The organism is Pseudoalteromonas sp. SR44-8 (genome assembly GCF_014163635.1).
Classification (GTDB): Bacteria; Pseudomonadota; Gammaproteobacteria; order Enterobacterales; family Alteromonadaceae; genus Pseudoalteromonas; species Pseudoalteromonas rhizosphaerae.
On sequence record NZ_JACJDS010000002.1, the window covers coordinates 145,745 to 171,473 of the forward strand.

The following is a 25,729-nucleotide window of genomic DNA, read 5'->3' on the forward strand; positions in this document are numbered from 1 at the left end:
ATTTGCTCCTAGTCTAAAATTGGAAAACTAACTACACGATTACGCCCACTTTGCTTGGCATGATAAAGTGCTTTGTCGGCGCAGTCGGTGAATAATCCCGGATTGTGAATGTCTTCAGCGATGGCGCTATATACACCAGCACTAATAGTAAACTTTATCTCATTGTTTGCTACTGTAATTGTCGCATCCATGATTGCTTGGCGGATTTGCTCCGCTATTTCTACAGCACCACCGAGGGCGGTATTGGGGAGTAAGATAACAAACTCTTCGCCACCATAACGGGCTACTTCGTCAAGTGGGCGTTTTAAATGGCTTTTTATAATGTCAGCCACAGCACGAATAGTTTGGTCGCCAATTAAGTGCCCATAGGTGTCGTTAATGCTCTTAAAGTGGTCTATGTCGAGCATTATCACGCTTAAAGATGTTTGCTCCCGACGAGAGCGACGCAAGTCCATTACTAGCTTTTTATCGAAATAGCGGCGATTTTTTATTTGTGTTAATGGATCTTCCATATTGATTTGTTCAAGTGCGCGATTCTTTTCTTCAAGCTCACGCAGAGTGACCTGAAGTTCAAACGTTCGCTCTTCTATATTTGCTTCTAAATCTAACCTAGCTTGTTCTTGCAGCTCTAAACGTTCTTGTAAGATGGCATCTTGTGCTTCACTTTGGGCTATTTTACTCTGCTGTGCAGTAACTTGGGCATCGCGTTCGATTAAAAAGTGTTTGATGGTAGCAAAGCTTAAACTGAGTGAGCAGATTAAAAAGCTAAAAAATACAAACGGTAAACCACGCGCATTAAAATCATAGAAATTAAACACAACAATAATCATGTAAAGCTGTGCGGAAAAAAACATCAACGCTCCACATAGCAGCGCACATAGTGGCTGTGTTCGCTGTTGCTTAATATCGATCCCTAACGCCGCTATGTGTAATAACATCACTAGCGCGGGCAAGAGTAGACTGTAATAAAGCATGATATTTGTTGGTAATAACCAAATAAAAAATAGGCTGATAAAAAGTAACCAGTTACTCAATCTATGTAAGGGTTGCAGCCACATTTTCGTGGACAGTCGTAATTGTTCAAATAATAGTTTGAATAAGCAAGTGGTTAATATCAACATGCTTGGAACTGCAAGCTGCTGCAGACTAGGCAAAGACGGGTGAAAATAGCGATAGCCAAAGCCATATAAGTAAATCAGTAATAACCATAAAGCCATTAAAATAGTGCCACAGAGTGCAAAGTAGCGCTTTCGTGAAAAACCAAACATAACCAAGCAAGTGATCGCTAAAGATAAAATAAACCCGACTAGCAAGCCATACATTAAATTAAACTTACTTTTATATTTTAAATATTCATCATATTGCCAAAGACTTAACGGCACTCTAACACCATCTAGACTTTTAATATGAAGTAGTAATGTTGAGTTACTTTTCGGGGGGAGTGTTAGCTTTACTAATAATGATTCTGTTTTAATTTGTCGGTTATTGAGTGGTAATGCATCACCAATTTCTTTAAACAATAATCTGTTTTGCTTAAAGTAATGGTATACAGCCACTTTATCTAATAACGGATTATCAATGGACAGTAAAATTTGTAGATCTGAATCCTCAGCGTTGACCAGTTGTAGGCGCAGCCACACGGCTTGATTGGTTAGTCCTAAATTGAGCGATTGCTCAGGAAGTTGTTGCCATTGCTGAGTAGGGGCTAGCTTAGCTTGCTCTATTGTTAAAGGTTGTTGAGAATATTCAAAAGGAATATTTAATATATGTTCAAAATGCTTATCTAAGGTGATCTGCGTTGCATTGGCTGAGAATGAAATAAGTACAAAGCTATAAAGCAGCAACCAAACACGCTTCATTATCAGCCCTTGTGGTTGAATAACTGTTGGAAGTTAAGTGTAGTTTGCTTTGCAACAGTTGCAAACTCTAGACCTTTTAAGGACGCAATTGTTTGGCATATATGTGGTAAATAGCTTGGTTCATTGCGATGCGATTTTGGTTTTGGAGTTAACGAGCGTGGGATCAAAAACGGCGCATCTGTTTCAATTAATAGACGCTCTAATGGCAGCATAGGCACCAGTTGTTGTAGTGATTTACCACGACGTTCGTCACAGACCCAACCAGTAATACCAATGTATAAACCGAGTGATAAGTATTGCTCTAAGGCGTGTTGATCACCGGTAAAACAATGTAATACTCCTCGCACCGAATACTGTTGCAGTATCGCCAGCATATCTTCGCTCGCATCTCGCTCATGTAAATATACCGGAAGATTTAACTCTACCGCTAAAGCGAGTTGTCGGTGTAACACAGAACGTTGAGTTTCACGAGGCGAAAAGTCGCGGTTGTAATCTAACCCGCATTCACCAATTGCTACAATCTCAGGATTTGCAGCAAGAGCGCACAATTGTATTTCTAGTTTTTCATCGGCTGATTTTGCGTCATGGGGGTGAACACCGGCGGTAGCAAGTAGGTGGTACTGTTGTGCTAAGTGAAGAGCTTGCTGGCTGGAGTTTATATCGCAACCAATTAACAGCATCTGGCTAACATTTTGCGCTTTTGCACGAGTAATGATAGCCGAATGTTGAGCATCAAATTGATGATTGGTAAGATTTACGCCAGCATCAATAAGTGATGTGGTCATTAATTAGTGCGCTTAACGCGGATTGAGCGATTCTGACCTGCTTTTTTCAATAAAAATGAGTTGAACATACCGCGCTCAATAATTACAGTATCATCTTGGTCGATACGCAAGCTATCTGAGCCAATTTGGCGCCATTGTTGGCCGTTATTTAAACTAATTATTAACTCACCGTAAGGTGCTTCTTTTACGTTAGTCACGACGGCAGTAATTTCATTGTCGTTTTCTTTTACTAGTTCTTTATGCTCTAAGCCAAAATCTTCATTTTTAACTTTAACTATTTGCTTACTAGCAACAGCTACATCCGCTGTTGCGGTGACTGAACTTGCAGGTGGAGTTAAGGTTTTTGTTGTTTCTGGTTTAGTTAATGACTTGCCTGCCATGGTATTGTCGTAACAAAGCAAGCGATTGAAGTCATTTTCAATAAATGTACAGGCTTGTAAAGCTTGTAAGTTAACTTCATTGGCATGAACAGTTGGAATGCTTAACAAGGCAAGTATTGGTAAAAGTTGTTTTTTCATTTATTCCTCTGATTCATCTTGTTGAGGTTTAGCCTTATAAAAGGATGCTAAGATTAAACCCAATTCAAATAACAGCAGCATTGGAAATGCTAATAAAGATTGTGATAGCACATCAGGTGGCGTTAAAAACATTGCTACAACAAAAACCCCGACTACAATATAAGGGCGTTTCTCTTTTAAACTTTGTGTTGTGGTAGCGCCACTAAAACATAACAGCATAATAGCTACCGGAATCTCAAAAGCGACCCCAAAGGCAAAAAAGAGCTTCAATGCAAAACTTAAGTAGCTACTAATGTCTGGTGCCAAGGTCATCATTTCTGGACCAACGCTAGTAAAAAAGCCAAGAATAATGGGCAGCACTACAAAGTAACAAAATGCGATACCACTATAAAAAAGAATAATGCTTGATGCCAAAACAGGCATTAACATACGTTTTTCATGTTGGTATAACCCTGGCGCAATAAAGCCCCAGATTTGGTGTAAAATTAACGGAAACGCTGCAAATAAAGCGACAAATAAGGTTAACTTAAACGGCGCAAAAAACGGTGCAGTTACATCTGTAGCGATCATGGTTGCTGTACTTGGTAAGTGCGCAACTAATGGAGCCGCTACAAAACCGTAAATATCGTTTGCAAAGTAAACCAGCGCAATAAAAAATACTAATATGGCTAATAAGGCTTTCATGAGCCTATTTCGCAATTCAATTAAATGACTTACAAAGCCTGATTTAACTTGTTCAGTCATAATTTAACTCGTTACCGATATATAGACCATAGCTAACAAAAATAATTTCATTTTTGTTCATCAACATTCACTTTATCTGCTTGCTCAGGAGGATTTCTTTTATAACTATGGGTGACCGAGTCCGCAGCCTTTTGCAATTCGCTGACTGAATCTTTTATTGCAGGACTTAAGTCCTGCATGCCTTGTTGTTCGGCTTTTTTTAAATTTTGGTGTAACTCATGCACTCTTAATTCTTCATTAACTTCAGCCTTAACCGAATTAGCCAGCGATTTTATAGTTTTTATCCAACGGCTAACAGTACGAATAGCAACTGGCAACCGCTCAGGGCCAAGTACCACTAAGCCGACGATTAACACCACAACAAGTTCCCACATACCCATGCTAATTAAGCCTTATGGTCTTCTTTACTTTTATCAACAGACTCTTTGTTTTGTATTGGGTTATTTGCTTGTTCAATTGGTTCTGCTGGTTTATTTTGCTCATCTTCAGAGACTGCTTTTTTAAACCCTTTTACAGCGTTACCTAAATCACCGCCAATACCACGCAATTTTTTCGTACCAAAAAGTAACACTATGATTGCCAAAACAATTAACAATTGCCAAATACTAATGCCGCCAAAACCCATGATGTTCTCCACTTAATTAAATACTGTGAATTAAAATTATTGTACTGATTATACTCACCGAGCACTAAATAGCACTTAGTTTATGCAGCGCTGCGCCAAGCAAGTATAAAGCCGCTTAAAGAGCATATCGCAGCAATACCTGCAGCGACAAGGTCATGCTGCAAATAACATAACCCTGATACTATCATTGCTGAGCCAGCAAAAAGACCAAGTAATAATGGCTTGTGCGATGGCTGTGGCAGTGGTGCAGGACTGTTGCGCTGTTGTTTTAAGTTGTGATAGATCAAATCAGGTAACTCGGGCATTTTTTCTGCCCAAAATGGCAAATTTGCGTATACCTGTTTAAATACCGACCAAGGACCAACCTGTTGCTTTACCCAGTCTTCTAAAAAGGGTTTAGCTGTTTTCCATAAATCTAGTTGCGGATATAGCTGACGCCCAAGGCCTTCAACATACAACAAGGTTTTTTGTAGTAGAACTAATTGGGGTTGAACTTGCATATTAAAGCGACGAGCGGTATTAAATAGATTAACTAAGACATGGCCAAATGAAATCTCTGCTAATGGCTTATTAAAAATCGGCTCGCAGACAGTGCGAATGGCAAACTCAAATTCTTCCACGCTGGTGTCTTTAGGTACCCAGCCAGAATCGACATGTAATTGTGCGACTTGACGATAATCGCGATTAAAAAAGGCAATAAAGTTTTCGGCTAAGTAACGTTTGTCTTCTTTGTTTAGCGTGCCCACGATGCCACAATCGATACCGATAAATTTGGGGTTTTCAGGGCTTTCATAGGATACAAATACATTACCAGGGTGCATATCAGCATGAAAAAAACTATCACGGAACACTTGGGTGAAAAACACCTCCACACCGCGTTCAGCCAGTAGTTTCATATTGGTGTTTTGCGCAACTAATGCCTCAGTATCAGACACTGGAATGCCGTAAATTCGCTCCATGACTAGTACATTTACGCGACTATAGTCACTGTAAACATAGGGAATATAAAGCGAATCAGAACCTTCAAAATTACGCTTTAATTGAATGGCGTTTGCGCCTTCACGCATCAGATCAAGTTCATCAAGTAAGGTTTTCTTATACTCTTTGACTACTTCAACAGGGCGTAACCTTTTCGCTTCATTGATTAACTTGGCCACTATTTTAGAAAATTGTTCCATTAATGCTAAATCAGCGTCAATTTGTTCTCTGATATCAGGGCGAATGACTTTGATAACCACCTTTTGTGGTTGATTATGCTCATCCACTAAAGTGGCTGTATGTACTTGGGCAATGGATGCTGAAGCTAAAGGGGTTTGCTCAAAATCACTAAAGTATTCACTGATATCATCGATTTCGAGTGCATTTTCAATTAGTTGTTGTGCTAACACACCATCAAATGGCTGTACTTGATCTTGCAGCAAGGCTAGCTCTAAAGCGATATCTAGTGGTAATAAATCGCGCCGAGTAGATAACATTTGGCCAAATTTGATCCATACTGGCCCCAATTGTTGTAATGCTAAACGCAGTCTTAACCCTGCTGGTTTTTCTGGGTGCTTATTGGTTAGCCAAAATAGACATGCACGGCCAACTTTGCCATACCAAGGTATTTTTTGTGATGGGATCAGTTCATCCAAACCATAGCTAAGGAGGGTTTTTGTGATGTTATAAAGCCGAGCAGCTGACACAGATAATCCTTACTGATTCATTTTGCTTGAAGTAGTTGGTTGATACGTAACTCAAGTTGCGCAACATGTGCTTTGAGTTGACGCGTGTGTTGCTTAAATTGCTCAAGCTCTAAAGGATGAATGGTCACTTTGAGCTCGTCTTGGCATAAAGTAGTTAGCGTTGTAGAGAGTTTCTTGTTGGCTTTTTGACTTTGCTGTTGAGTTTGTTTAACTAACTGCCATAGTTGCTGTGCCGCTGCGTCACCAAGATAATCAGATAAGTGTTCAGGCCAATCGATATTAAGCGCAGCGAAAGCATTACTAAACCCTTGTGCAATATTTAGATCACCTTGCAAATCGAGTTTATCTTGGCGGATTAACTGAGTCAGCATTGCAGGGTTTTTAAGTGCCATTAAAGTATTAATATCGGCGCTTATCATGCAGTCATATTGCGTTTCGGTAGTGTTGTATAAATGCAGTTGTTGGCCAGTAAACACCACTAAAAACTGCTGTTGCCAATCGCGTATATCAATTAATAAACGTTGTTGGGATATTGACGACAGTCTATCGCTAAGAGTGGGATCGAGTTTAAGCGCCGTATTTAAAACCCTTTCGACGAGTGCGACCATGAAATTATTTAACATACAATACCTTAGCAATAAACTTTACTAGCTGGTGTGACGCTTAATATTTAAAGCCACGATGTAATGCTACAATACCACCGGTGAGATTTTGATAGGTGGTTTGCTCAAATCCAGCCTCGTTCATCATTGCTTTTAGTGTTTCTTGATCTGGGTGCATACGAATTGATTCAGCTAAATATTTGTATGATTCACCGTCGTTAGCAACTAACTCACCCATTTTAGGTAGTAAGTTAAATGAGTAAAAATCATAGGCTTTACTTAATACTTGATGCTCTGGTTTGGAGAACTCCAATACCAGCAGACGACCACCAGGCTTTAAGATTCGGTACATCGAGCGAAGTGCTTTATTTTGATCTGTAACATTACGTAAACCAAAGGCAATGGTAATTAAATCAAAACTATTATCAGGGAAAGGCAGTGCTTCAGCATTCATTTGTACGTAGTCAATATTACCGACAAGACCTAGGTTATGTAGCTTTTCGCGCCCCACTTTAAGCATTGATGAGTTAATATCACCTAATACTACTTGCCCAGTATCACCAACTAGTTGACTAAACTTTGCCGTTAAGTCGCCGGTGCCACCGGCTAAATCCAGCACATGATGGCCTTTACGCACACCTGAACTAGCAATGGTTTGACGTTTCCATAAACGATGAATACCAAACGACATGAGATCATTCATTACGTCATATTTAGTAGCAACGGAATGAAATACATCGGCAACCATAGAAGCTTTTTCGGTTTCGGCAACGGTTTTATAACCAAAATGCGTGGTCTTTTCAGGATTCTCGTTCATGATTAATCTCTATCGTGGTAATAAAGACTAGTGTACTTGATTGTTACGCCATGGTGCAATTTGAATCTGGGGAAAATTGCTTGTGGATCAAGCTTTATGAGTTACGGCTCACTGTCCGGCAATAAAGCTGCTTTGGCCAAGCGATCTGGCTTTATGTGCTGCATTGGAGGCTTTACGGGCAAGATTATTAAAATCTTTTTCGTCTAAGTGCTTGGCAATCCCTAATGAAAGGTTGATTGCTGGAAGTTTAATACCGTTTTTAGAACTAACGAAACGTAATTTTTCGACTCCATTACGGACTTTTTCAGCAATTACATTCGCAGTTTCAGGGTCGATATCAGCCAGTAATACAGTAAAAGCATCTTTGCCTGTTCGCCCTGGTAGGCCACTTTCAAATACATATTTTTGAATTTGTTTAGCTACCTTGCTTAAAATTACTTCACCAATGATATCGCCGTAGTTATCAATAAAGTGATCTAGGTTATCTATTTGAATGGCAATCGCGCACACAGATTTTTTTTGGTCTAACCATAATTGTGTTTGCTGGTTTAAATAATGACGTTTAAAAAGGCCTGTTTGTTGATCGGTGATGTGTTGTTTGCGTAATTGTACGAGTTGTTGTTGAGTTTTTTCTTGTCGTCGCTTTGCTTTGATCAGCTCTTGTTTAAATTGTTTATGTTGAGTGAGCAAGTGAGCAGTTTGCTTATTTAATGTCTCAAGTGCGAGGCGAGTTTGGGCAATATTATTTTCATCTAAAGAATGTACACAGTCGCTGACTTGACTTGCAAAGCGGATAATATCTTTTTCGGTTGAGTGCGCGCTACGTGATAATGAATTAATAATACCATCAACATTACGAACCATATTGGTTTCAGCTTTATGGGCTTGATCCATGTAATCGAAATAAAGTTGTTCTACATAAACACAGTCAATTTCTTGGCCTTGGGCAATTGCACGATCGATAGTGGTATTTAAATCAGAATTAACTTGGCTAACGTAGGTGTAGACAACGTGATAATTAAGAGGAGTCGGTGGTAATATATGATGTTCTAAAAAGATACATACCTTGGTCATTTTTTCTTGAGCAATAGCCATGGAATCATGGAACATCATTGTATACACCAATTAAATACACGTAACAGCGAAATTAAATAACTCTCTCCGTGAGGTCTTGACGCAATCCTAGCGTATGGGATTGCCTTACATTAATCTGTATCGGGGATATTTAAAAGCAAAAATATGTAATTTGATAGCGAAATTTCTATTTTTATCGCTCAATAGCTGGTTTTCTCGACAATCTTATTAAGCAATAAAAAGTGCTGATTAACTACTAGTCAATAGTCGCGGTTAATTTAACCTTGTATTTATTGCCCTTGGTCGCATTTTTTTGGTTATTGTAGCAGTCTAGGTTAGGTTAACCCTCACGTTTTCAGTAGCAGATCCCTATTATTATGAAAAAATCACCTTCATCGGTTATGCGTCATTCTCTGTTAAGCATCGCCTTGGCATGTACATTAAGTGCTTGCCAAATGACCACCGTAGATAGCGATCAACAATTTACGCAAGTTGCGCAATCAATTGTTGATTATCGTAAAAGTATTAGCACGTATAGCAACCCCGAGGGTGTTGATGGTTATTTGTTAACTAATTTATCTGCTGAGTTTCTTGAAAAGAAATATCAACATAACACTGAATTATTAGCGCAGTTAGATGCAATAGATAAAGATAAACTCAGTGATGAAAACCGTATTAATCTCACTATAATTCGTGGACAAGTACAAAATAGTATCGATGAATATGTATTTAACAGCCACTACATGCCGCTTACTTCTGAATATGGCTTTCACTCTAGTTTATCTTTTATGGTGTCGAGTTCAGATTATAAAAAATTAGCTGATTACCAGCTTTATTTGCAACGTTTGCAGCAAGTTCCTCGATTTTTTCAGCAAAACATCAGCTGGATGCGCAAAGGTTTAGAAGTTGGTTTAACGCAACCGAAAGCGGTGCTTGTGGGTTATCAAGACTCTATCAGTGCATATATTGTTGATGACGCTACTGAGTCTGAGTTTTATAAACCATTTTTAAATAATACCGCTGGTTTGAGTGATGGTGAGTTTTTTGCTTTACAACAACAAGCAAAGAAAATTATTAAAGAGCAAGTGATTACTGCTTATCAAGATTATTTAACATTTTTTAATGAAGAGTATCAGCCAGGTGCGCGTACTGAAATTGGTATCTCTGCAACACCTAATGGTGCTGCGTTTTATGCCAATCGCGCCAAGTATTATACCACCACAGATATGACGCCAAAAGAAATCCATGAACTGGGGTTAAAAGAAGTGGCACGTATTCGTGCTGAAATGGATAAGATTATTGAGCAAGTTGGTTTTAAAGGCACGTTTGCTGAATTTGTGCACTTTTTACGTACTGATCCGCAATTTTATGCTAAAACACCGGAAGAGTTATTAAAAGAAGCATCGTACATAGCTAAAAAGATGGATGCACAATTACCTAAGCTATTTCATACCTTACCACGCATGCCTTATGGTGTTGCGCCGGTGCCAGCAAGCATAGCGCCTAAGTACACGACTGGCCGTTATTCTGGTTCGAGTCGTGATGATCAAGCGGGTTATTACTGGGTAAACACTTATGCACTTGATAAGCGCCCTTTATACGTATTAGAAGCTCTCACTTTTCATGAGGCTGTACCAGGGCATCATTTACAGATCTCCCTTAATGCTGAATTAGAAAACTTACCAAGCTATCGTCAGAATGCATACTTATCGGCATTTGGTGAAGGGTGGGGGTTATATTCTGAGTATTTAGGAATTGAAGCGGGTTTTTACCAAGACCCATACAGTAACTTTGGCCGTTTAACTTATGAAATGTGGCGAGCAGCTCGTTTAGTGGTTGATACTGGCATGCATATGTATGGCTGGAGCCGAGATCGCGCGATGAAGTTTATGAGTGAAAATACGGCATTGTCACTACATAACGTGAAAACCGAAACTGATCGTTATATTTCATGGCCAGCACAAGCACTATCATACAAAATTGGTGAGCTGACTATTAAGCGCTTACGTAAAGAAACCGAGCAAGCATTAGGGCAAGACTTTGATGTACGTGAGTTTCACCATCAAATACTTCGCCACGGTTCTGTGCCAATGTCAGTATTAGAAGATCAAATCCATCAATATATTGAAACCGAGCTAGAAAAGCGCGGCTAAATTACAACGTTCAATTTATCTCGGTTCGTGCTGATTAGCGTGTAACCGAGCTTTCCTTACAAAACATTTGCTTGAAACTTGTTCTGCTTATATTCTCAAAGCTGGAAAAACAACCAGCAAGGGGCGCTGCATGAGTAATTTAATAGTTTTTAGCATTGATGTGTTTGCCAGCTTATTTATAGTGGTATTTGGGTGTTTAGTTTTAGTTGTTATTTATTTTTATATCAGTGATGTAACTCAATCTAAACAAGCGATTAGACGTAATTATCCGGTAATAGGTCGGTTTAGATACTTTTTTGAGCGCCAAGGTGAGTTTTTTCGTCAATACTTTTTCGCTATGGATCGCGAAGAAATGCCATTTAATCGCGCCGATCGTAGTTGGGTTTATAAAGCGGCTAAAAATGTTGATCGTACCACCGCCTTTGGCTCAACTCAGAGCCTAGAAGTTACCGGGACCGTGATGTTTATGAACTGCGCGTTTCCTACCTTGGACGAAGAAGCGCTTGAACCTAGTGCAGTTACGTTAGGGCCGCATTGTCGAAATCCTTATATTACTAAATCGCTATTCAATATTTCAGGTATGAGTTTTGGTGCGTTATCAAAACCTGCTGTACGTGCGTTATCGCAAGGTGCCAAACTCGCTGGTTGTTGGATGAACACTGGTGAAGGTGGTTTAAGCCCTTATCACTTAGAAGGAGGTGCCGACATTGTGTTTCAAATTGGCACAGCTAAATATGGTGTGCGCGATGAACAAGGTAAATTAAGTCATGAGAAGCTCAAGCAAATAGCTGCGCATGAACAAGTAAAAATGTTTGAAATTAAAATGAGCCAAGGTGCGAAGCCTGGTAAAGGCGGTATGTTGCCAGGCAAAAAAGTGACTGCTGAAATTGCGGCTATTCGTGGTATCCCAGAAGGTCACGATTCAATTAGCCCAAATGGTCATCCTGAAGTTAAAAACCCTGCAGATTTACTTGATATGATTGCCTCGGTGCGCGAAACGACTGGCAAGCCAACCGGCTTTAAAGCGGTTATTGGCGCTTATGCATGGCTGGAAACCTTGTTTGCTGAGATCAATCATCGTGGTATTGAATCTGCGCCCGATTTTATTACTATCGATAGTGCTGATGGCGGTACCGGTGCTGCACCACAACCGCTGATGGATTCGGTGGGTTTACCACTGAAAGAAAGTTTACCTTTGGTTGTTAATATGCTCGAAAAGCATGGCCTGCGAGAGCGAATTAAAGTTATTGCGTCAGGCAAACTGATTGTGCCGTCTAAGGTTGCATGGGCGCTCGCGCTGGGCGCAGACTTTGTTGTATCGGCACGTGGTCATATGTTTGCTTTGGGTTGTATTCAAGCGCTGCAATGTAATAAAGACACTTGCCCAACAGGGATAACCACACACAACGAGCGGTTGCAACGTGGCTTAGATGTCGCCGATAAAGCGCAGCGCGTAGCAAACTACAATAAGTACATTCATTATGGTGCGGGTTTAATTGCTCACTCATGCGGGGTATTTAGTGCCCGTGAACTTGGCCGCCAGCATGTGCGCGTTGTGCAAGAAAATGGTTTATCAGAGCCGCTTGATAAAATGTATGAAAATTACCAGTAATTTAAAAGACTAGGTAATAGAAGCTAGGTCCCGCCCAAATAGGTTGATAAAAGGCACTAAATAAAGTGCCTTTTGCTATTTTTATAAATTTAATTTAGTTGGCTTATCAATAAAGAGAAAAACTCTTCTTTGTTATTGCAAGTGTGGGCGTTGAGTACTAACTGCTCACCCAGCGCTAAAGTGTGGCGTTGTACGTCTAAACGCGCCTGCGCATCTTCAATGCCATCAATGTCAGCAACGTGTGCTAAGCCGATAGTGCGGCGTATCAGTTCTGTCCCACAGTAACCAATCGCGTCTTGTAATACTTGTTGCATAAAATACTCGCCATAACCAGCGGCTTTTAAATTGTTATCTGTGGTTTGCTCTGCAATAAATGTCAGCCACTGTTGTTCAAACAAAGAATAACTCTCTTGCAGGCAAGTCAGTAAATGGGTGTGATAGTTACGGCGTGTAACAAATTCACTAATACGAGCATTTTGCGCGCAGTAGTTTAATAATAAATTGCCGATAAATGAGCCGATATCAAAGCCAACTGGGCCAAAAAAGCCAAATTCAGGGTCGATCATCTTAGTGGTTTTTTGATCGACAAAAATACTGCCGCTATGCATATCACCATGTAATAGCGTCTGCGGGCATGATAAAAACTTAGCTTTTAGTTTTGCGATCGCTAAATGTAATGCGGTGTTATTTTGTAGTTTATTGACTGTACTTTGCAACTCGCTTGGGTAGTTATTACGCTCATGTTCACGCAAGATATCGTTGAAAAACAAATCTTCAGTAATTTGGCACAACTCTGGATTAGTAAACTGACTGACTTTGGCTTTTTTATCTTGCGCGGTTAGGTAAAAGTCTGAGTTATAAAAACCAGTATGGCTTAAGTAGTGAGCCACATGTTGACCTAATAGCGGAAATTGCTCTGCGTTTATTTGTGCGCTACGCAAAATTTGTAAGTGACCAAGATCTTCTAAAATGGTCAGTGCTTGCTCTGGATTATGATGCAATACTTTTGCTGTGTAGTCAGGGCTTAATGCGCCGTGATTGAGTAAAACCTCAGCTTCAATGCGTGCTCGGTCAAGCGTTAATGGCCATGATTCACCCACACAGCGTGCATAAGGCAAGGCTTGCTTTAAAATAACGCTATTACTTTGCTCGTCGCTTATTCTAAAAACGAGATTTAAATTGCCATCTCCAAACTCATACGCCGATAACGTTTGGTCAGGATCAAACAAATCATACCCATCTTTAGTTACAAGATTTTTAATATAATCAATCGCATGCTGTGCATTAAAGGCAACGTATTCGGCCATCGGCGTACTCTCAGAAAATGATAAACAATAGCATTCTATACCTTCAACCGTTTAGATGTCTACACTTCTGGGTTGTGCGTTTTAAAAACTACTGTAAAATAACCTCAGCCTAACGATTATTCAGGATCAATCATGCAAGACCTCATAGCGAGCAGTTTAAAATATCAAAACAATACACTAAGCGTGTTAGACCAATACCTACTGCCGCATCAGCAGGTATGGCACGAATGTGATGATGTAGCCAGTATGAGGGATTTAATTCTAAGCTTAAAAATACGCGGCGCACCGCTGATTGGTTTAGGAGCAAGTTTGCTAGTTGCCCATTTGGCAGAGCAAGGCACAGCTAAAGTAGCATTAGCGCAGGCGATTGATGATTTAGAAGCCACTCGGCCAACTGCGGTTAATTTAATGCATTGTATGGCAAAGTTACGTATTGCATTACAACAAGATGATTATGTAACGGCAATTGTAAGCGCTGCTGTAACATTGTTTAATGAAGATATCGCCTTGTGTGAAAGCATGGCAAATCATGGTGCTGCATTGGTTAGCAGCGGCGATAATATTCTCACACATTGTAATACTGGTGCCTTAGCAACCGCAGGTATTGGTACTGCTCTTGGTGTTATTTATAAAGCGCAGCAACGTCATGGCGATATTCATGTATGGGTGGATGAAACGCGGCCATTATTGCAAGGCGGGCGTTTAACCGCGTTTGAACTTGAGCGCTGGCAAGTACCTTACACCTTAATTTGCGATAATATGGCAGCGAGTTTAATGGCTGCTGGCAAGGTTGATAAAATTTTTGTCGGTGCAGATCGTATTGCTGCAAATGGTGACTTTGCTAATAAAGTAGGCACTTATAACTTAGCAGTACTGGCGCATTTTCATGACATCCCATTTTATGTAGTAGCGCCGCTAACAACCCTCGATGTAAACACAGCATGCGGTGCAGACATTGAAATAGAACAACGTAACAGCGCAGAAGTGCGCGGTGTAAGCGGAAGCTTTGGTGAAGCGCTATGGGCACCTACAAATGCTAACGTATATAATCCCGCATTTGATGTAACCCCCGCTAAGCTTATTACCGGCTGGGTACTCGATACTGGCGTTTATGACCAACAACAAGTTTTAGTTGGTGAATTAAAAAGGCTGGTTTAACAGCCTTTTGCCACATACACCCATGTATTAATGCCGCTGCTAAATGACTCTTCAATACGGATGTAGTCATTAACTTCGTAGCTATCCGCGTTAGCAAGTTCCTCTAAGGTGATAGTAAAAATAGTGCCAGTTACTGTATCTGTTGGCAGGCCTGTTTTAATTAATGCTGGATGAAAACGCTGGCCGCTGCTTTTGTGCACGGCGGCGTCGGTGATCTCAACTTCGCCTACTACGTAACCTTGTAGTGTATCGGCTTGGCCTTCGAGCAAGCGGCCAAAGGTATCAAGCTGTACTTGCTCTAATTGCAGTGTGCCGTATGAAAACAACTTTTCCATTTAAACTCCATTATTAACAGATATCTAGTCCAATAAAGGAAACTGCTTAGCAATCTCAGATTCGGTGCTTTGTGCCACCCAGCCTTCGGTATTATTGAATAAACGGATCGCAGTAAATTCAGGATCGCTGCCCATATCAAACCAATGGGGAGTAAGCTCTGGTACTGAAATTAAATCACCCTGCTTGCAAAGTACTTGGTAAACCTTGTCGTTAATATGCAGGCAAAATAATCCTTGGCCTTTTACAAAAAAGCGTACTTCGTCTTCACTATGGGTGTGCTCAAATAAAAACTTAGCACGTAATTCTGCAGCGTTCGGATTGCCTTTTGCCAGCGAAATAACATCTACAGTTTGATAACCACCTTGTTGCTTTAAGCTTTCAATATCAGCGTTATAGGCGGAAATAATAGCTTCATGGCTAGTATCAGCAGTAATCATTTTTGTTGCTTGCCACTGCTCAAATCGTACATTTACTTTATTAAGCTCGGTGGCAATTTGTGCTGTATCTTGAGTGTTTAATAAAGCATTATTGCCGTTACAGTCAGCAAAAATAGTCAGTTGGCTCATGCTAAATGCTCCACAGTGAATTGGCTAAAATCGTTAATATAGTTATGCGCAGGCGAGCTTGCTTGACCATCACGGATCAGGTGCAAGGTTTTTAAACCTGCGGCTTTGGCGGCATCAAGCTCGGCTGCCACATCACTTAAAAATAACACTTCATTAGCGGCAAAAGGTAGTTGCTCAATAATATTGTGATATGAACGTTGCTCTTGTTTAGCGCCGACTTGAGTATCAAAATAATCAGTAAATAAGGAGCGAATATCACCAAAGTCAGAGTAGTTAAAAATTAAATGCTGTGCTTTTACTGACCCTGATGAATACACATACAACTGCTGGCCGGCTTGTTGCTGTGCAACTAAAAAGTGGTAGGCATCTGGGTATAAATGGCCGGTAAAATCGCCATTTTCATAGCCAGTTTGCCAAATCAAACCTTGTAACTGTTTTAATGGAGTGATTTTTTTATCGTCACGGATCCATTCAAGTAAAGTGTTAATTACGACATCAATACTGGCATCTGGCTGTTCAATAACCGCTTTTACGGCATAAATTTGTTCAGCTACAGCGCTTTGCTCTTGATGAGTTTTTACAAATTCGGGGAGCTGCTTTGCGGCATATGGAAATAGTACGTCTTTAACAAACGAAATACGGGTAATAGTGCCTTCAATATCGGTCAGCAGTGCTTTGATCATGATTCTAATCCTACTAATTTTAAGCGTTCTATCTCACATGCAAATAAAAACTCAAGGCCTTCTAATTGACGGCGTACTTCACCAATAGTGCGACCCACTACATACAAACCGTGGCCGCGAATAAGCACGCCGTGCTCAATAGGCGTGTGTAAGTGGTGATCGCTCACTAATAAACTCAAGCGATCAATATCTTGGTCGTTATCAAAGATTGGAATACTCAAGGTGTCTAAATGTGAAGTAATGCCGGTTAGTGACTTTTGCATTTCGTAGCCGTGTAAGTCTAGGCTGTGACCTTTAATAACCCGAGATAATACCGTCGCAGCAACCGAATGAGTGTGCAATACATAATTAGCAGCAGGAATAAGTTTATACATGCACAAATGCAATTCGGTTTCAGCTGAGGGTTTGGCGGCGCTAGCGCTACGATTACCGACATGATCCAGTTCAATAAAGGTATGCGACCCTAATTGACCTTTGTCAAAACCGCTGGCAGTAACCACAAAACCGGTGTTAGTTCGCGCTGAAAAATTACCACCCGTAGCTGGCACCCAACCACGTTGACTGATCCACTTTCCTACTTCTATAAGTTCTGAAATAGCGGTATTGTTATGCATACATTCCTCATACTTTTTTAGACGGCTATACATCTGTTAACAGCAATGATAGCATCGCTTTGGGCGCAAAACCATCATTAAGGGTAACCAGTGTTTGAAAGTAAATTGCCAAATTTAGGCACCAGTATTTTTAGTCAAATGACTGCTTTAGCAAATCAATTCGAAGCGATTAATTTATCGCAGGGGTTTCCTGAGTTTGATGCGCCTGAGCTACTTAAAAAACAGCTTAATCATTATGTGCTTGAAGGAGTTAATCAATATTCACCTTCATCTGGTGTGCCGCGCCTGCAGCAACAAATTGCCCAGTTAGCAAAACGAAAATATGCAGCTGAAATAGATGCCGCGCAGCAAGTAACGGTAACCTCTGGCGCGACCGAGGCCTTGTTTGTTGCCATTCAGGCGCTGGTGCGCGAAGGTGATGAAGTCATTGTGTTTGACCCCGCTTATGATTCATACCAGCCAGCGATTGAATTGGCCGGTGGTAAGTCAGTCAATATTGCTCTGCATGCTCCGAGTTATGCAATTGACTGGCAAACGGTGGCTGCGGCTATCAATAGCAAAACGCGGGCTATTATAATCAACACCCCACATAACCCAAGTGGTAAAACGTTAAAACAGCACGATATTAATGCTCTAAAAGCCTTAGTAATTAAGCATGACTTATACCTGATAAGTGATGAAGTATACGAGCATATTACTTTTGATCAGCAACCGCATTTAAGTGTGCTGCGTGATAACGAATTGTTTGCTCGCAGCTTTGTGATCTCAAGCTTTGGCAAGACTTTTCATAGCACAGGCTGGAAAATGGGTTACTGCATCGCACCCGCTGCACTTGCGGTCGAGTTTCGTAAAATTCACCAATATGTGACTTTTTCAAGCTTTACGCCGGCACAACATGCATTAGCCGATATGTTAGAACAGCAAGGTGAGCATGTGGATGAGCTCAGTGAGTTTTATCAACAAAAGCGTGATGTACTTAGTAAAGCACTAAAAGATAGCCGCTTTACCATTTTACCAAGTGAAGGCACCTACTTTTTACTGCTTGATTACAGCGATGTATCGGATTTAAATGACGTAGAATTTTGCCAGTGGTTAGTAGAACAAGCAGGCGTTGCAGCCATTCCACTAAGCGTGTTTTATCAGCAACCAAGCAACGATAAAGTTATTCGCTTATGCTTTGCCAAAAATGACGCCACGCTATTACAAGCCGCGGAGATTTTATGTCAACTTTAACTATAGCACTGATACAAACATCGCTTAATTGGTTAGATAAAGACGCCAACTTGGCACACTTTGGCAATAAAATAGCTGATATAGATAAATCAGTAGAGCTTATTTTATTGCCAGAAACCTTTGCCACCGGCTTTGCTATTAACCTTGATTGCGCAGAGCCGGATCATCAGTTAAAGCAAGGCAAAGTGCTTGATTGGATGATCGCGTCGGCAAAATCAAGCAATGCGGTAATTGCAGGCTCGGTATTGGTAACTCAAGGCGATAAAAAAGCGAATCGCTTTTATTGGGCATGGCCCAATGGCGAAGTGAAATATTACGACAAACGGCATTTATTTTGTTTGGGCAAAGAGGGCGATTTTGTAACCGCAGGGCAGCAACGTGAAGTGTTCACCCTTAATGGCTTTAGAATTCTACCGCAAGTTTGTTACGACTTACGTTTTCCGGTCTTTCAGCGCAATCGCAATGACTACGATGTGATGGTTAATGTCGCCAACTGGCCTGCTGCAAGGCGCAAAGTATGGGACACCTTACTAATGGCGCGGGCGATGGAAAACCAGTGTTATGTGATTGGGGTTAACCGTATAGGTGATGATGGCAACGGCGTCGCACACAATGGTGGCACAGCTGTATATGACTTTAAAGGTGATACGTTAGCAGCCGCTACTGATAACAAAGCTGATGTTGTTATTATCACTTTGGGCAAACAGCCGCTTGAGCTCTTTAAGCAAAGTTTCCCGGCGCATTTAGATGCCGATGGGTTTAGTTTGGGTTATTAAGATAAAGAGACTGTTTAGCCTCTTTACCCGTTTTACACAGAAGCACTGTAGGTGAGTTTGATCGCAGCGAAACCCGACAACATACAAAAAAAAATAATCTACAGGCTTGTATCAATACAAGGCCGTTTATCTGCGATGAATTTTTACCTGCTCACCCAATCGTTACGAGAGAATACCTAGGCTAGGTTAAAGTATTGATTTAATAGGTAGCAACCTATTGCATTACTATGATGTATCAGTTAGTTATCCGGTTTTTTATCTGCATTGTGATTATATGGTTGGCACAATATCTGAATTTCGTGATGCCCATCATATAATTTAAATAACTCATCGCCCCCAGTTTTGTTAAAAAATTGAGATAGGGTTATTTTGTCCTGCTCATACTCCATTAGTAACCAAAAGCCGTAAAAACCTTTAAACCAAAAATAATAGAATATCGCTGCGAAAAAAAATACTAGATAGGCTGCTTTACCTACTTTCTTTTTATATTTTAAACAACTAAGGAACAACCAAATACAACTCAATATTGCTAAAATTAAGAATGCTGAAAAAGGAGTAATAACTACTTCAATGTTGTCCCAGCGAGAGCTTAGACAAGAAGCATATCGGTCTGAAACTATTGTGTAAATTAAAGTGATTTTGAAAAGGAAGTACAATAATACAGTTGTAAAAACTGCATATAAAATACCACTTTCTTTGTCCTCACTGTTATTCAACTTGTAGCCTTAGAAAATATTTTGGTGTTTTTAAAAAGAAAAGTCAGAACGATTTTTGAATTTGGTTTAAGAGCTGACTTATGTGTTCTATTTGATATTACATTACACAACTTAGCGGAAGGGATCTAGAGTTTAGTTTTCTGGCCGCACTGCGTGCGTTTAACTTTGTTCCAGACAAAGTTTGGTCGAACCCTAGTCGAGGGTTCTCACCCGCCTTCATTGGTGTAAAGGTTACGGACATAAAACAATAGGCTTTTCATTCTGAAATTTGTGTCAAACGTGGGGATGGGCTTGCTTACGTCCATGTAACCAATCGCTTCGCGACGCTTGCAGCGGCCTAAAATGTTCCTGACATTTTATCGAACCCTGGTCGAGGGTTCTCACCCGCCTTCTGCCATTTTTAACAACAAAAAAAGCCCCACAATAAATTGCGGGGCTTTTTTCGTTATTAAATGGCGGAGAAGGAGGGATTCGAACCCTCGATAGAGCTACAAACCCTATACTCCCTTAGCAGGGGAGCGCCTTCGGCCACTCGGCCACCTCTCCGGCGCATAAATTGTCATTTTGATAATCGAGTGAACCACCAAAACGTAATAATGGTGGAGAGATAGGGATTTGAACCCTAGAGGGGCTATAAACCCCTGCCGGTTTTCAAGACCGGTGCATTCGACCACTCTGCCATCTCTCCGTTGGGAAAGAATAATACGCAGGTGATTGGGGTGTGTAAATAGGAAAAAGATCGTTTGCTGTTTTTTTGTTCTAAAAAAGAGGTTTTTTTATAAAAAAGGAGTTTTTAGGGAGTTTAAAGAAGGGGTTGCAGCAAACGAGGGAGCTAAATAAGTAGTTTCATTTAGTGGTTGGGTGTTTGCTGCACCGCTAAAGTAATCATGGTTGGGTGATTACTTGTATTGAACTGCGCCGCCAAGAGCTAGCTTTTTGCCGAAACGGTTAAGTCTGGCAAGCATTTTTGCTTTGCGGTTGGTCGGTTTTACTGCAACATGGGTAGCTGCATTTTCGTTTAATGTATTTACTGGGTTCATTACTTTGCTCCGGGTTATGTCTGTTTTGACAACACGGCTATTCTGAGCTTTTTTTGCACAAAAATAAAACGATAAAAATTAGGGTGGTCGGATAGAAATAAATAATCCGAATTATTTTTATTAAGGTATGATTCAGATAGTAAGTACTGAGTATTATGCATGATTATGAAATTTAAAGTCGCCTAAATTACTTGTTTAAAAGCAATATTACACTGCCACTGATATTTTAATGCATTAGATAATAAATAAAGTGACTAATTATTCAGATTAATTTATTTTTTGAATATGTCTATTTTCCTACTTTTGAATAGGCTGGTATCCAGATGCTAATAATTATTAAACCAAGTACGCAAAAAAAACATAAAAAAAATTGCACTTGGTTATTAGAGCAGTGTCAAAAACGTCAAATTAGTTACACTGTTTTTTACACCACAGGACATTTTACCAATGATTGCCAAAAAATAACGGTTTTGGCTCAGTCACAAAAGCGCGTTGTTGTGCTCGGTGGTGATGGCAGCCTGCATTTGGCTGTAAACGCATTGATGGGATTGAGTTGCTCGTTGGCGTTATTGCCTCAGGGGACGGGTAATGATTTTGCACGCGGCTTTGGCTGTTCAAACTCAGCTTGGCGTAATGCTATTTTTAGTGAGCATCAAGTAAAAATCGATATTGGCCAAATAAATAGCCGTTACTTTATTAATATTGCGGGGGTTGGCTTTGATGCGCATGTAGTACAGGCATTGCAAACTAAGCCTGCATTATCCGCTTTAAGTTATAGTTTAGCTGGCTTTAAGTGTTTATTCGTTTATCAGCCTTCTAGCTTGGCTGGGAGTTTTGCAGGGCAGCAATGCGAATATGGTAATTTGATTACTGTATTTGCAAATCATCATTATTTTGGTGGGGGTTTGATGATAGCGCCAAAAGCACAATTGAATAGTGGCTATTTAGAGTGCTATCGCGTGCCTGCGCGTGGTTTGTTAGGTAACCTCTACAGTTTTGTGCGCTTATTGCTACGTAAGCACCACGGTATGAAAGAGCTCAACTACCAGCGCTTAGAAACTGCTTATATAAAGACGCCTGATTTACCAATCGAAGCAGATGGTGAGCTGGTAGGCGTTACCCCAGCGGTGGTGACTATTCATCCGCTCGCGCTGCGTTTTTGTATGCCGCAATGCTAAATGGCGAGTAATATGTTAGTAATAAAAAAGCGCCTAACAAGTAGGCGCTTTTGGCGTTAGTTGCGTATATACGCATTCTAACTGGGGATGGAGCGTTTATTAGCAAATGATGCTTTATTAGACTCAATAAACGCTTTAATTCTTTTTGTTGGAGTCAGTACAATAGCATTACCAAGCAGTACTAAACTAAAGCCGATAAACGTATTGGCTTGCCAACTAAAACCTTCAAATAATGTACTTAAAGTCACTGCAACTAATGGAAATAACACAATCACATAGCTGGCACGTTCTGGGCCGATATTTTTTAGTAGTGCAAAGTAACATGCAAATGCAATAACCGTCCCAAACACCGATAAATAAACTAATGAATACCAGTAGCTTGCTGGGGCCGACAGGCTAAAATCGGCACCGCTGATGATTACATATACAAATAAACCAATAGCGCTGTATAACATGCCCCATGCATTGCCCTGCATGACGCCAATACGTTGTTGAGAGTTACGTACGCTGATCATATTCCCTAATGAAGCCACAAAGGTGCCAGCTAAGGCAAGTAGCAAACCGACCAACGCCCCATTACTCAAGTCGAACTGCTGTAATTGTGGCCAAAACAGACTGATGATGCCCAATACCCCTATCAATGCACCCGTATAAATACGTTTAGCGATGGGTTTACCAAAAAATAATCGGGTATTTACAATGTTCATTAATAACAACATTGAAAAGGCGATTGATGCCATGGCTGACGTTAAATAATGTTGTGCCCAGTAAAGTACTAAGTAATTAAGGCCAAAGTTACACAGTGCTAGTAATACGAAAAAGCCATGATCGCGACGACTATAATTCATCGGTAATTTTTTAATATTCACCCATACCCACATTAGAATTGCAGCCAAACTAAAGCGATAAAATAGTGAAACTTCAACGGCGATATCGCCAAGTTGAAATTCGATTGCGAGCCAGGTAGAGCCCCAAATTAAAACGGTTAGTGCATAAAGCACGATACTTTTCATGGCCTTGGTCCATTATGTCGATTAAGTGTTTATTTTAAGATACTTCTGTATACTTAACATACACAGAAAACTATAAATGCAACCTATACAGATTGTACGGCTTTAAGGTGTCTACTATGTCGCTGGTGATCAGCAAAACCAACCATGACTTTTTATATCAGCAAGTAATGCAGCTGGTGCGTGAGCTGAGTGAGCAGGGGACACTATTACCAGGCGAAAAACTCCCCTCATTACGTAAAATGGCCACTAAGCTGAATGTCAGTATTCCGACGGTGAAATTGGCTTACCAATCACTTGAGGCACAAGGTTTGGTTGAAGCACGAGAAAAGTCAGGCTATTTTTTAAAAACGGCACATACCCAGTTAGCGCGGCCAAAGCGGGTTAAACTCAATCGTGAGCCAGTTTCGGTCAACATGCAGGTATTAATTGAGCAAGTGTATGATGCAATTCATCAAGCCGATGTCGTACCGTTTGGCATTGCTAATCCTGTTGCTGCCGCTCCAACTGATAAAATGCTAAGTCGTACGATGCGCCGGGTTATGTCGATTGCCGGCAGTCGCGCCATAAATTATGGTGCGATGGATGGTTTTGCACCATTGAAAAAGCAGTTAATCCATCGTTATTTAGATTTTGGCATTGGTGTTGACTCGCAAGAACTTGTGATCACCAACGGTGCTCAAGAAGCACTGGCGATCGCGCTAAAATGTGTCACTAAAGTAGGTGATGTGGTGGCGATCGAGTCACCTTGTTATTTTGGTATCATTGAATTGATCGAAAGCCTGGGCCTCAAGGCGCTCGAGATCCCGCTGTGTCCTGATGATGGGATCTGGCTTGATGATCTGAGCCAGGCTTTACATGATCACGATATTAAAGCCTGTGTGTTCTCTACTTCGATCAATAATCCTGTGGGTAGTTTTATGCCTGATCATAAGCGTAAACAATTAGTAGAGTTATTGGAATCTCAAGATGTGGTGCTAATTGAAGATGATGTGTATGGTGATTTACATTTTACCCCGCAGCGCGGTACACCCGCTCAGGCTTACTCAACAAAAGGGTTGGTATTAACCTGTGCATCGTTTTCTAAAACTGCGGCGCCGAGTTATCGTGTTGGCTGGTTGATTGCCGGAAAGTTTGCTGCCAAAGCGCGTCGCTATAAGCGTGCATTGAGTTGTTCTACTTCATTGATCAATCAATGGACGTTATATGAATTTATAGTTAGTGGTGATTATGATCGTAATATAAAACTACTGCGACAGCGTCTACGTTCTAATAAAGAACGAATGATCTGGTGTTTACAACAGGCCTTTCCGAGTACCGCTAGGATCAGCGATCCGCAAGGCGGATGTGTGATCTGGATTGATTTAGGTGCGGCTTACGATAGTGTAAAACTATTTCAACTGGCATTAGAAAGTGGCATTAGCATTACTCCTGGCTATATTTTTTCAGCCACTAATAAATATCGCAGTTGTATTCGATTAAGTTATGGTTTGCCATGGGGTGAAAAAATTGAACAAGCTATTATAAAGCTAGGTGAGTTAGTGCATTTAGCGAAGAAATAGCATGGCATAAAAAAGCAGCACCTTTAAAAAAGAGTGCTGCTAAAGGGATATCAAACTTTTAGCGTTTAGAACCTGAGTTCAAGTTAGTTATTTTGTTTATAACTAAATAATTGGTAGTCTTTCAATTCTGGAACTAGTTTAACTAATTGTTGCTCTTGATCAGCAATGGTTGAAAAATTACCGCACAGTGCATCAGCGCGTTTTTCAAGTTGGTTAGCTTGTTGCTCAACTTTGGCTTCAATTTCAGCTCCCATATTTTCCATGCGTTGTTCAAAGGCTTGCATATCGCCACCAGAGCCCATTAGTTCTGAACCTACAGCCATTAAAATACTACCCATCGATTGCATCATCGCAGCTTGTACAGCGCTTTCTATTTGCTCATCAAATTGGCTTTCAAAGTTTTCGCCAAATTGGCTAAAGCTTTGTTGGCCCATTACAAAAGCGCCTTGTTGGTAAAAGGTGTTTTGTACTTCTACCTGAATATCAGCCATTAATTCATTAATGCTATCTAGGCCATCGATATTAAATGCATTGGCGACTTCTTCAATGGCGACCCCGGCAATTTTAACGCCTTCAAGAGCAATGTTCGCGACTTCTGGTAATTGGCTACGCAGACTGTCTGAATAATTACTGATAGCTTGGTGTTGTTGACTGTTGAGTGTCAAAGTTTGGCCATCAATCATTAACTCGCCACTATTTATAAAAGTCATAGTGTGGTTATCAGCTGTAAAAATTTCTAATTCATTTGGCTTAATACGCACATCATTTTTAAATTCAACGTCACATGTGTCGCCGCTAAAAGAAATATTCGTCTCATTGTCATTGTGTGCCATTGCCCCTGTGGCAATGAATAAAGAACTTATTAATAGTAATTTTTTCATTTTTATTTCCTGCTAATTTGTTGATTATGACCAGTACGTATTTAACGTATTTAATACATATCAAGTTTAGTGCCAATAATTATTAGTAAATAAAAACAAAGGGTTAATTGTTTTTTACTATTTTTAAATTGTATTAGGAGGTTATAAAAAAGCCATTTTTTAGTCATTTTGACTAATTTACATTGATACATAAAA

26 protein-coding genes and 2 tRNA genes are annotated in these 25,729 nt (G+C 40.4%); 7 read left to right on the forward strand and 21 right to left on the reverse strand.

What is annotated here, in order from left to right:
- Positions 1 to 8: 8 nt before the first annotated feature.
- The 10 genes from H5183_RS01445 to H5183_RS01490 all read right to left on the reverse strand — a co-directional run bounded on the left by H5183_RS01445 (position 9) and on the right by H5183_RS01490 (position 8,730).
- The gene (locus H5183_RS01445) at positions 9 to 1,859 is read right to left on the reverse strand and encodes a diguanylate cyclase (RefSeq protein WP_182730726.1); all 1,851 of its coding nucleotides are present in this window, start codon (positions 1,857 to 1,859) and stop codon (positions 9 to 11) included.
- 2 nt (positions 1,860 to 1,861) lie between these two features.
- Positions 1,862 to 2,644 (reverse strand): TatD family hydrolase, encoded by a 783-nt coding sequence (locus tag H5183_RS01450; protein ID WP_145240063.1) that lies wholly within the window; start codon positions 2,642 to 2,644, stop codon positions 1,862 to 1,864.
- Positions 2,644 to 3,162 (reverse strand): hypothetical protein, encoded by a 519-nt coding sequence (locus H5183_RS01455; RefSeq protein ID WP_145240061.1) that lies wholly within the window; start codon positions 3,160 to 3,162, stop codon positions 2,644 to 2,646. The genes H5183_RS01450 and H5183_RS01455 overlap by 1 nt, the downstream gene beginning before the upstream one ends.
- The gene (gene tatC, locus H5183_RS01460) at positions 3,163 to 3,906 is read right to left on the reverse strand and encodes a twin-arginine translocase subunit TatC (RefSeq protein ID WP_145240059.1); all 744 of its coding nucleotides are present in this window, start codon (positions 3,904 to 3,906) and stop codon (positions 3,163 to 3,165) included.
- A gap of 47 nt (positions 3,907 to 3,953) precedes the next feature.
- On the reverse strand, positions 3,954 to 4,286 hold the full coding sequence (tatB, locus tag H5183_RS01465; protein ID WP_145240057.1) for a Sec-independent protein translocase protein TatB: 333 nt from the start codon (positions 4,284 to 4,286) through the stop codon (positions 3,954 to 3,956).
- A gap of 5 nt (positions 4,287 to 4,291) precedes the next feature.
- Positions 4,292 to 4,531: a Sec-independent protein translocase subunit TatA gene (gene tatA, locus H5183_RS01470; RefSeq protein ID WP_064666784.1), complete on the reverse strand. Its 240-nt coding sequence runs from the start codon at positions 4,529 to 4,531 to the stop codon at positions 4,292 to 4,294.
- 80 nt (positions 4,532 to 4,611) lie between these two features.
- Entirely contained in the window at positions 4,612 to 6,216 is a 1,605-nt protein-coding gene (gene ubiB, locus H5183_RS01475; RefSeq protein ID WP_145240055.1) for a ubiquinone biosynthesis regulatory protein kinase UbiB, read from the reverse strand.
- 17 nt (positions 6,217 to 6,233) lie between these two features.
- Positions 6,234 to 6,839: an SCP2 domain-containing protein gene (locus H5183_RS01480; protein WP_145240053.1), complete on the reverse strand. Its 606-nt coding sequence runs from the start codon at positions 6,837 to 6,839 to the stop codon at positions 6,234 to 6,236.
- 40 nt (positions 6,840 to 6,879) lie between these two features.
- On the reverse strand, positions 6,880 to 7,635 hold the full coding sequence (gene ubiE, locus H5183_RS01485; protein WP_145240051.1) for a bifunctional demethylmenaquinone methyltransferase/2-methoxy-6-polyprenyl-1,4-benzoquinol methylase UbiE: 756 nt from the start codon (positions 7,633 to 7,635) through the stop codon (positions 6,880 to 6,882).
- A 108-nt stretch (positions 7,636 to 7,743) separates the two neighbouring features.
- Positions 7,744 to 8,730 (reverse strand): diguanylate cyclase domain-containing protein, encoded by a 987-nt coding sequence (locus tag H5183_RS01490; RefSeq protein ID WP_145240114.1) that lies wholly within the window; start codon positions 8,728 to 8,730, stop codon positions 7,744 to 7,746.
- A 356-nt stretch (positions 8,731 to 9,086) separates the two neighbouring features.
- Between H5183_RS01490 and H5183_RS01495 the strand changes: the two genes are divergently transcribed.
- Together H5183_RS01495 and H5183_RS01500 are read left to right on the forward strand one after the other, a co-directional pair.
- Positions 9,087 to 10,862 carry a DUF885 family protein gene (locus H5183_RS01495; protein ID WP_182730727.1) on the forward strand — a complete coding sequence of 592 codons (1,776 nt, stop codon included), beginning with the start codon at positions 9,087 to 9,089 and terminating at the stop codon, positions 10,860 to 10,862.
- A gap of 130 nt (positions 10,863 to 10,992) precedes the next feature.
- The gene (locus H5183_RS01500) at positions 10,993 to 12,474 is read left to right on the forward strand and encodes an FMN-binding glutamate synthase family protein (RefSeq protein ID WP_145240047.1); all 1,482 of its coding nucleotides are present in this window, start codon (positions 10,993 to 10,995) and stop codon (positions 12,472 to 12,474) included.
- Between the two features lie 89 nt (positions 12,475 to 12,563).
- Here H5183_RS01500 and mtnK read toward each other — a convergent pair whose 3' ends face one another.
- Positions 12,564 to 13,781 (reverse strand): S-methyl-5-thioribose kinase, encoded by a 1,218-nt coding sequence (gene mtnK / locus H5183_RS01505; RefSeq protein ID WP_145240045.1) that lies wholly within the window; start codon positions 13,779 to 13,781, stop codon positions 12,564 to 12,566.
- A gap of 132 nt (positions 13,782 to 13,913) precedes the next feature.
- Between mtnK and mtnA the strand changes: the two genes are divergently transcribed.
- Positions 13,914 to 14,939: an S-methyl-5-thioribose-1-phosphate isomerase gene (gene mtnA / locus H5183_RS01510; protein ID WP_145240043.1), complete on the forward strand. Its 1,026-nt coding sequence runs from the start codon at positions 13,914 to 13,916 to the stop codon at positions 14,937 to 14,939.
- Here the strand turns inward: mtnA and H5183_RS01515 are convergent.
- The 4 genes from H5183_RS01515 to H5183_RS01530 are packed head-to-tail and all read right to left on the reverse strand — an operon-like array spanning position 14,936 to position 17,138.
- Entirely contained in the window at positions 14,936 to 15,274 is a 339-nt protein-coding gene (locus H5183_RS01515; protein ID WP_182730728.1) for a gamma-glutamylcyclotransferase family protein, read from the reverse strand. The two genes, mtnA and H5183_RS01515, sit on opposite strands and share 4 nt — an antisense overlap.
- A gap of 24 nt (positions 15,275 to 15,298) precedes the next feature.
- Positions 15,299 to 15,841: an acireductone dioxygenase gene (locus H5183_RS01520; RefSeq protein WP_145240039.1), complete on the reverse strand. Its 543-nt coding sequence runs from the start codon at positions 15,839 to 15,841 to the stop codon at positions 15,299 to 15,301.
- Positions 15,838 to 16,524, reverse strand: coding sequence for an acireductone synthase (gene mtnC, locus H5183_RS01525; RefSeq protein ID WP_145240037.1), 687 nt, complete (start codon positions 16,522 to 16,524; stop codon positions 15,838 to 15,840). Before mtnC ends, H5183_RS01520 begins: the two co-directional genes overlap by 4 nt.
- Complete coding sequence (locus H5183_RS01530) at positions 16,521 to 17,138, reverse strand: methylthioribulose 1-phosphate dehydratase (RefSeq protein ID WP_182730729.1); 618 nt, start codon at positions 17,136 to 17,138, stop codon at positions 16,521 to 16,523. The genes mtnC and H5183_RS01530 overlap by 4 nt, the downstream gene beginning before the upstream one ends.
- A 90-nt stretch (positions 17,139 to 17,228) precedes the next feature.
- On the opposite strand from H5183_RS01530, the gene H5183_RS01535 reads away from it, so the two are divergent.
- Both H5183_RS01535 and H5183_RS01540 read left to right on the forward strand, forming a co-directional pair.
- Entirely contained in the window at positions 17,229 to 18,371 is a 1,143-nt protein-coding gene (locus H5183_RS01535) for a methionine aminotransferase (protein WP_145240033.1), read from the forward strand.
- Positions 18,359 to 19,147: an amidohydrolase gene (locus H5183_RS01540; RefSeq protein ID WP_182730730.1), complete on the forward strand. Its 789-nt coding sequence runs from the start codon at positions 18,359 to 18,361 to the stop codon at positions 19,145 to 19,147. Before H5183_RS01535 ends, H5183_RS01540 begins: the two co-directional genes overlap by 13 nt.
- A 239-nt stretch (positions 19,148 to 19,386) precedes the next feature.
- Here the strand turns inward: H5183_RS01540 and H5183_RS01545 are convergent, their stop codons facing one another.
- The 4 genes from H5183_RS01545 to H5183_RS01560 all read right to left on the reverse strand — a co-directional run bounded on the left by H5183_RS01545 (position 19,387) and on the right by H5183_RS01560 (position 20,903).
- On the reverse strand, positions 19,387 to 19,863 hold the full coding sequence (locus tag H5183_RS01545; RefSeq protein ID WP_182730731.1) for a hypothetical protein: 477 nt from the start codon (positions 19,861 to 19,863) through the stop codon (positions 19,387 to 19,389).
- A 453-nt stretch (positions 19,864 to 20,316) separates the two neighbouring features.
- Positions 20,317 to 20,409 (reverse strand) — tRNA-Ser (locus H5183_RS01550).
- Positions 20,410 to 20,460: 51 nt separating this feature from the next.
- A tRNA-Ser gene (locus H5183_RS01555) sits at positions 20,461 to 20,551 on the reverse strand.
- A gap of 211 nt (positions 20,552 to 20,762) precedes the next feature.
- Entirely contained in the window at positions 20,763 to 20,903 is a 141-nt protein-coding gene (locus H5183_RS01560) for a hypothetical protein (RefSeq protein WP_169019719.1), read from the reverse strand.
- A 323-nt stretch (positions 20,904 to 21,226) separates the two neighbouring features.
- Here H5183_RS01560 and H5183_RS01565 point away from each other — a divergent pair, with 323 nt between their 5' ends.
- Complete coding sequence (locus H5183_RS01565) at positions 21,227 to 22,081, forward strand: diacylglycerol kinase family protein (RefSeq protein ID WP_220496238.1); 855 nt, start codon at positions 21,227 to 21,229, stop codon at positions 22,079 to 22,081.
- Positions 22,082 to 22,158: 77 nt separating this feature from the next.
- Here the strand turns inward: H5183_RS01565 and H5183_RS01570 are convergent, their stop codons facing one another.
- The gene (locus H5183_RS01570) at positions 22,159 to 23,094 is read right to left on the reverse strand and encodes a DMT family transporter (RefSeq protein WP_145240025.1); all 936 of its coding nucleotides are present in this window, start codon (positions 23,092 to 23,094) and stop codon (positions 22,159 to 22,161) included.
- 116 nt (positions 23,095 to 23,210) lie between these two features.
- On the opposite strand from H5183_RS01570, the gene H5183_RS01575 reads away from it, so the two are divergent.
- On the forward strand, positions 23,211 to 24,653 hold the full coding sequence (locus tag H5183_RS01575) for a PLP-dependent aminotransferase family protein (protein ID WP_145240023.1): 1,443 nt from the start codon (positions 23,211 to 23,213) through the stop codon (positions 24,651 to 24,653).
- A gap of 83 nt (positions 24,654 to 24,736) precedes the next feature.
- Here H5183_RS01575 and H5183_RS01580 read toward each other — a convergent pair whose 3' ends face one another.
- On the reverse strand, positions 24,737 to 25,534 hold the full coding sequence (locus H5183_RS01580; protein WP_145240021.1) for a YggN family protein: 798 nt from the start codon (positions 25,532 to 25,534) through the stop codon (positions 24,737 to 24,739).
- Positions 25,535 to 25,729: the final 195 nt, after the last annotated feature.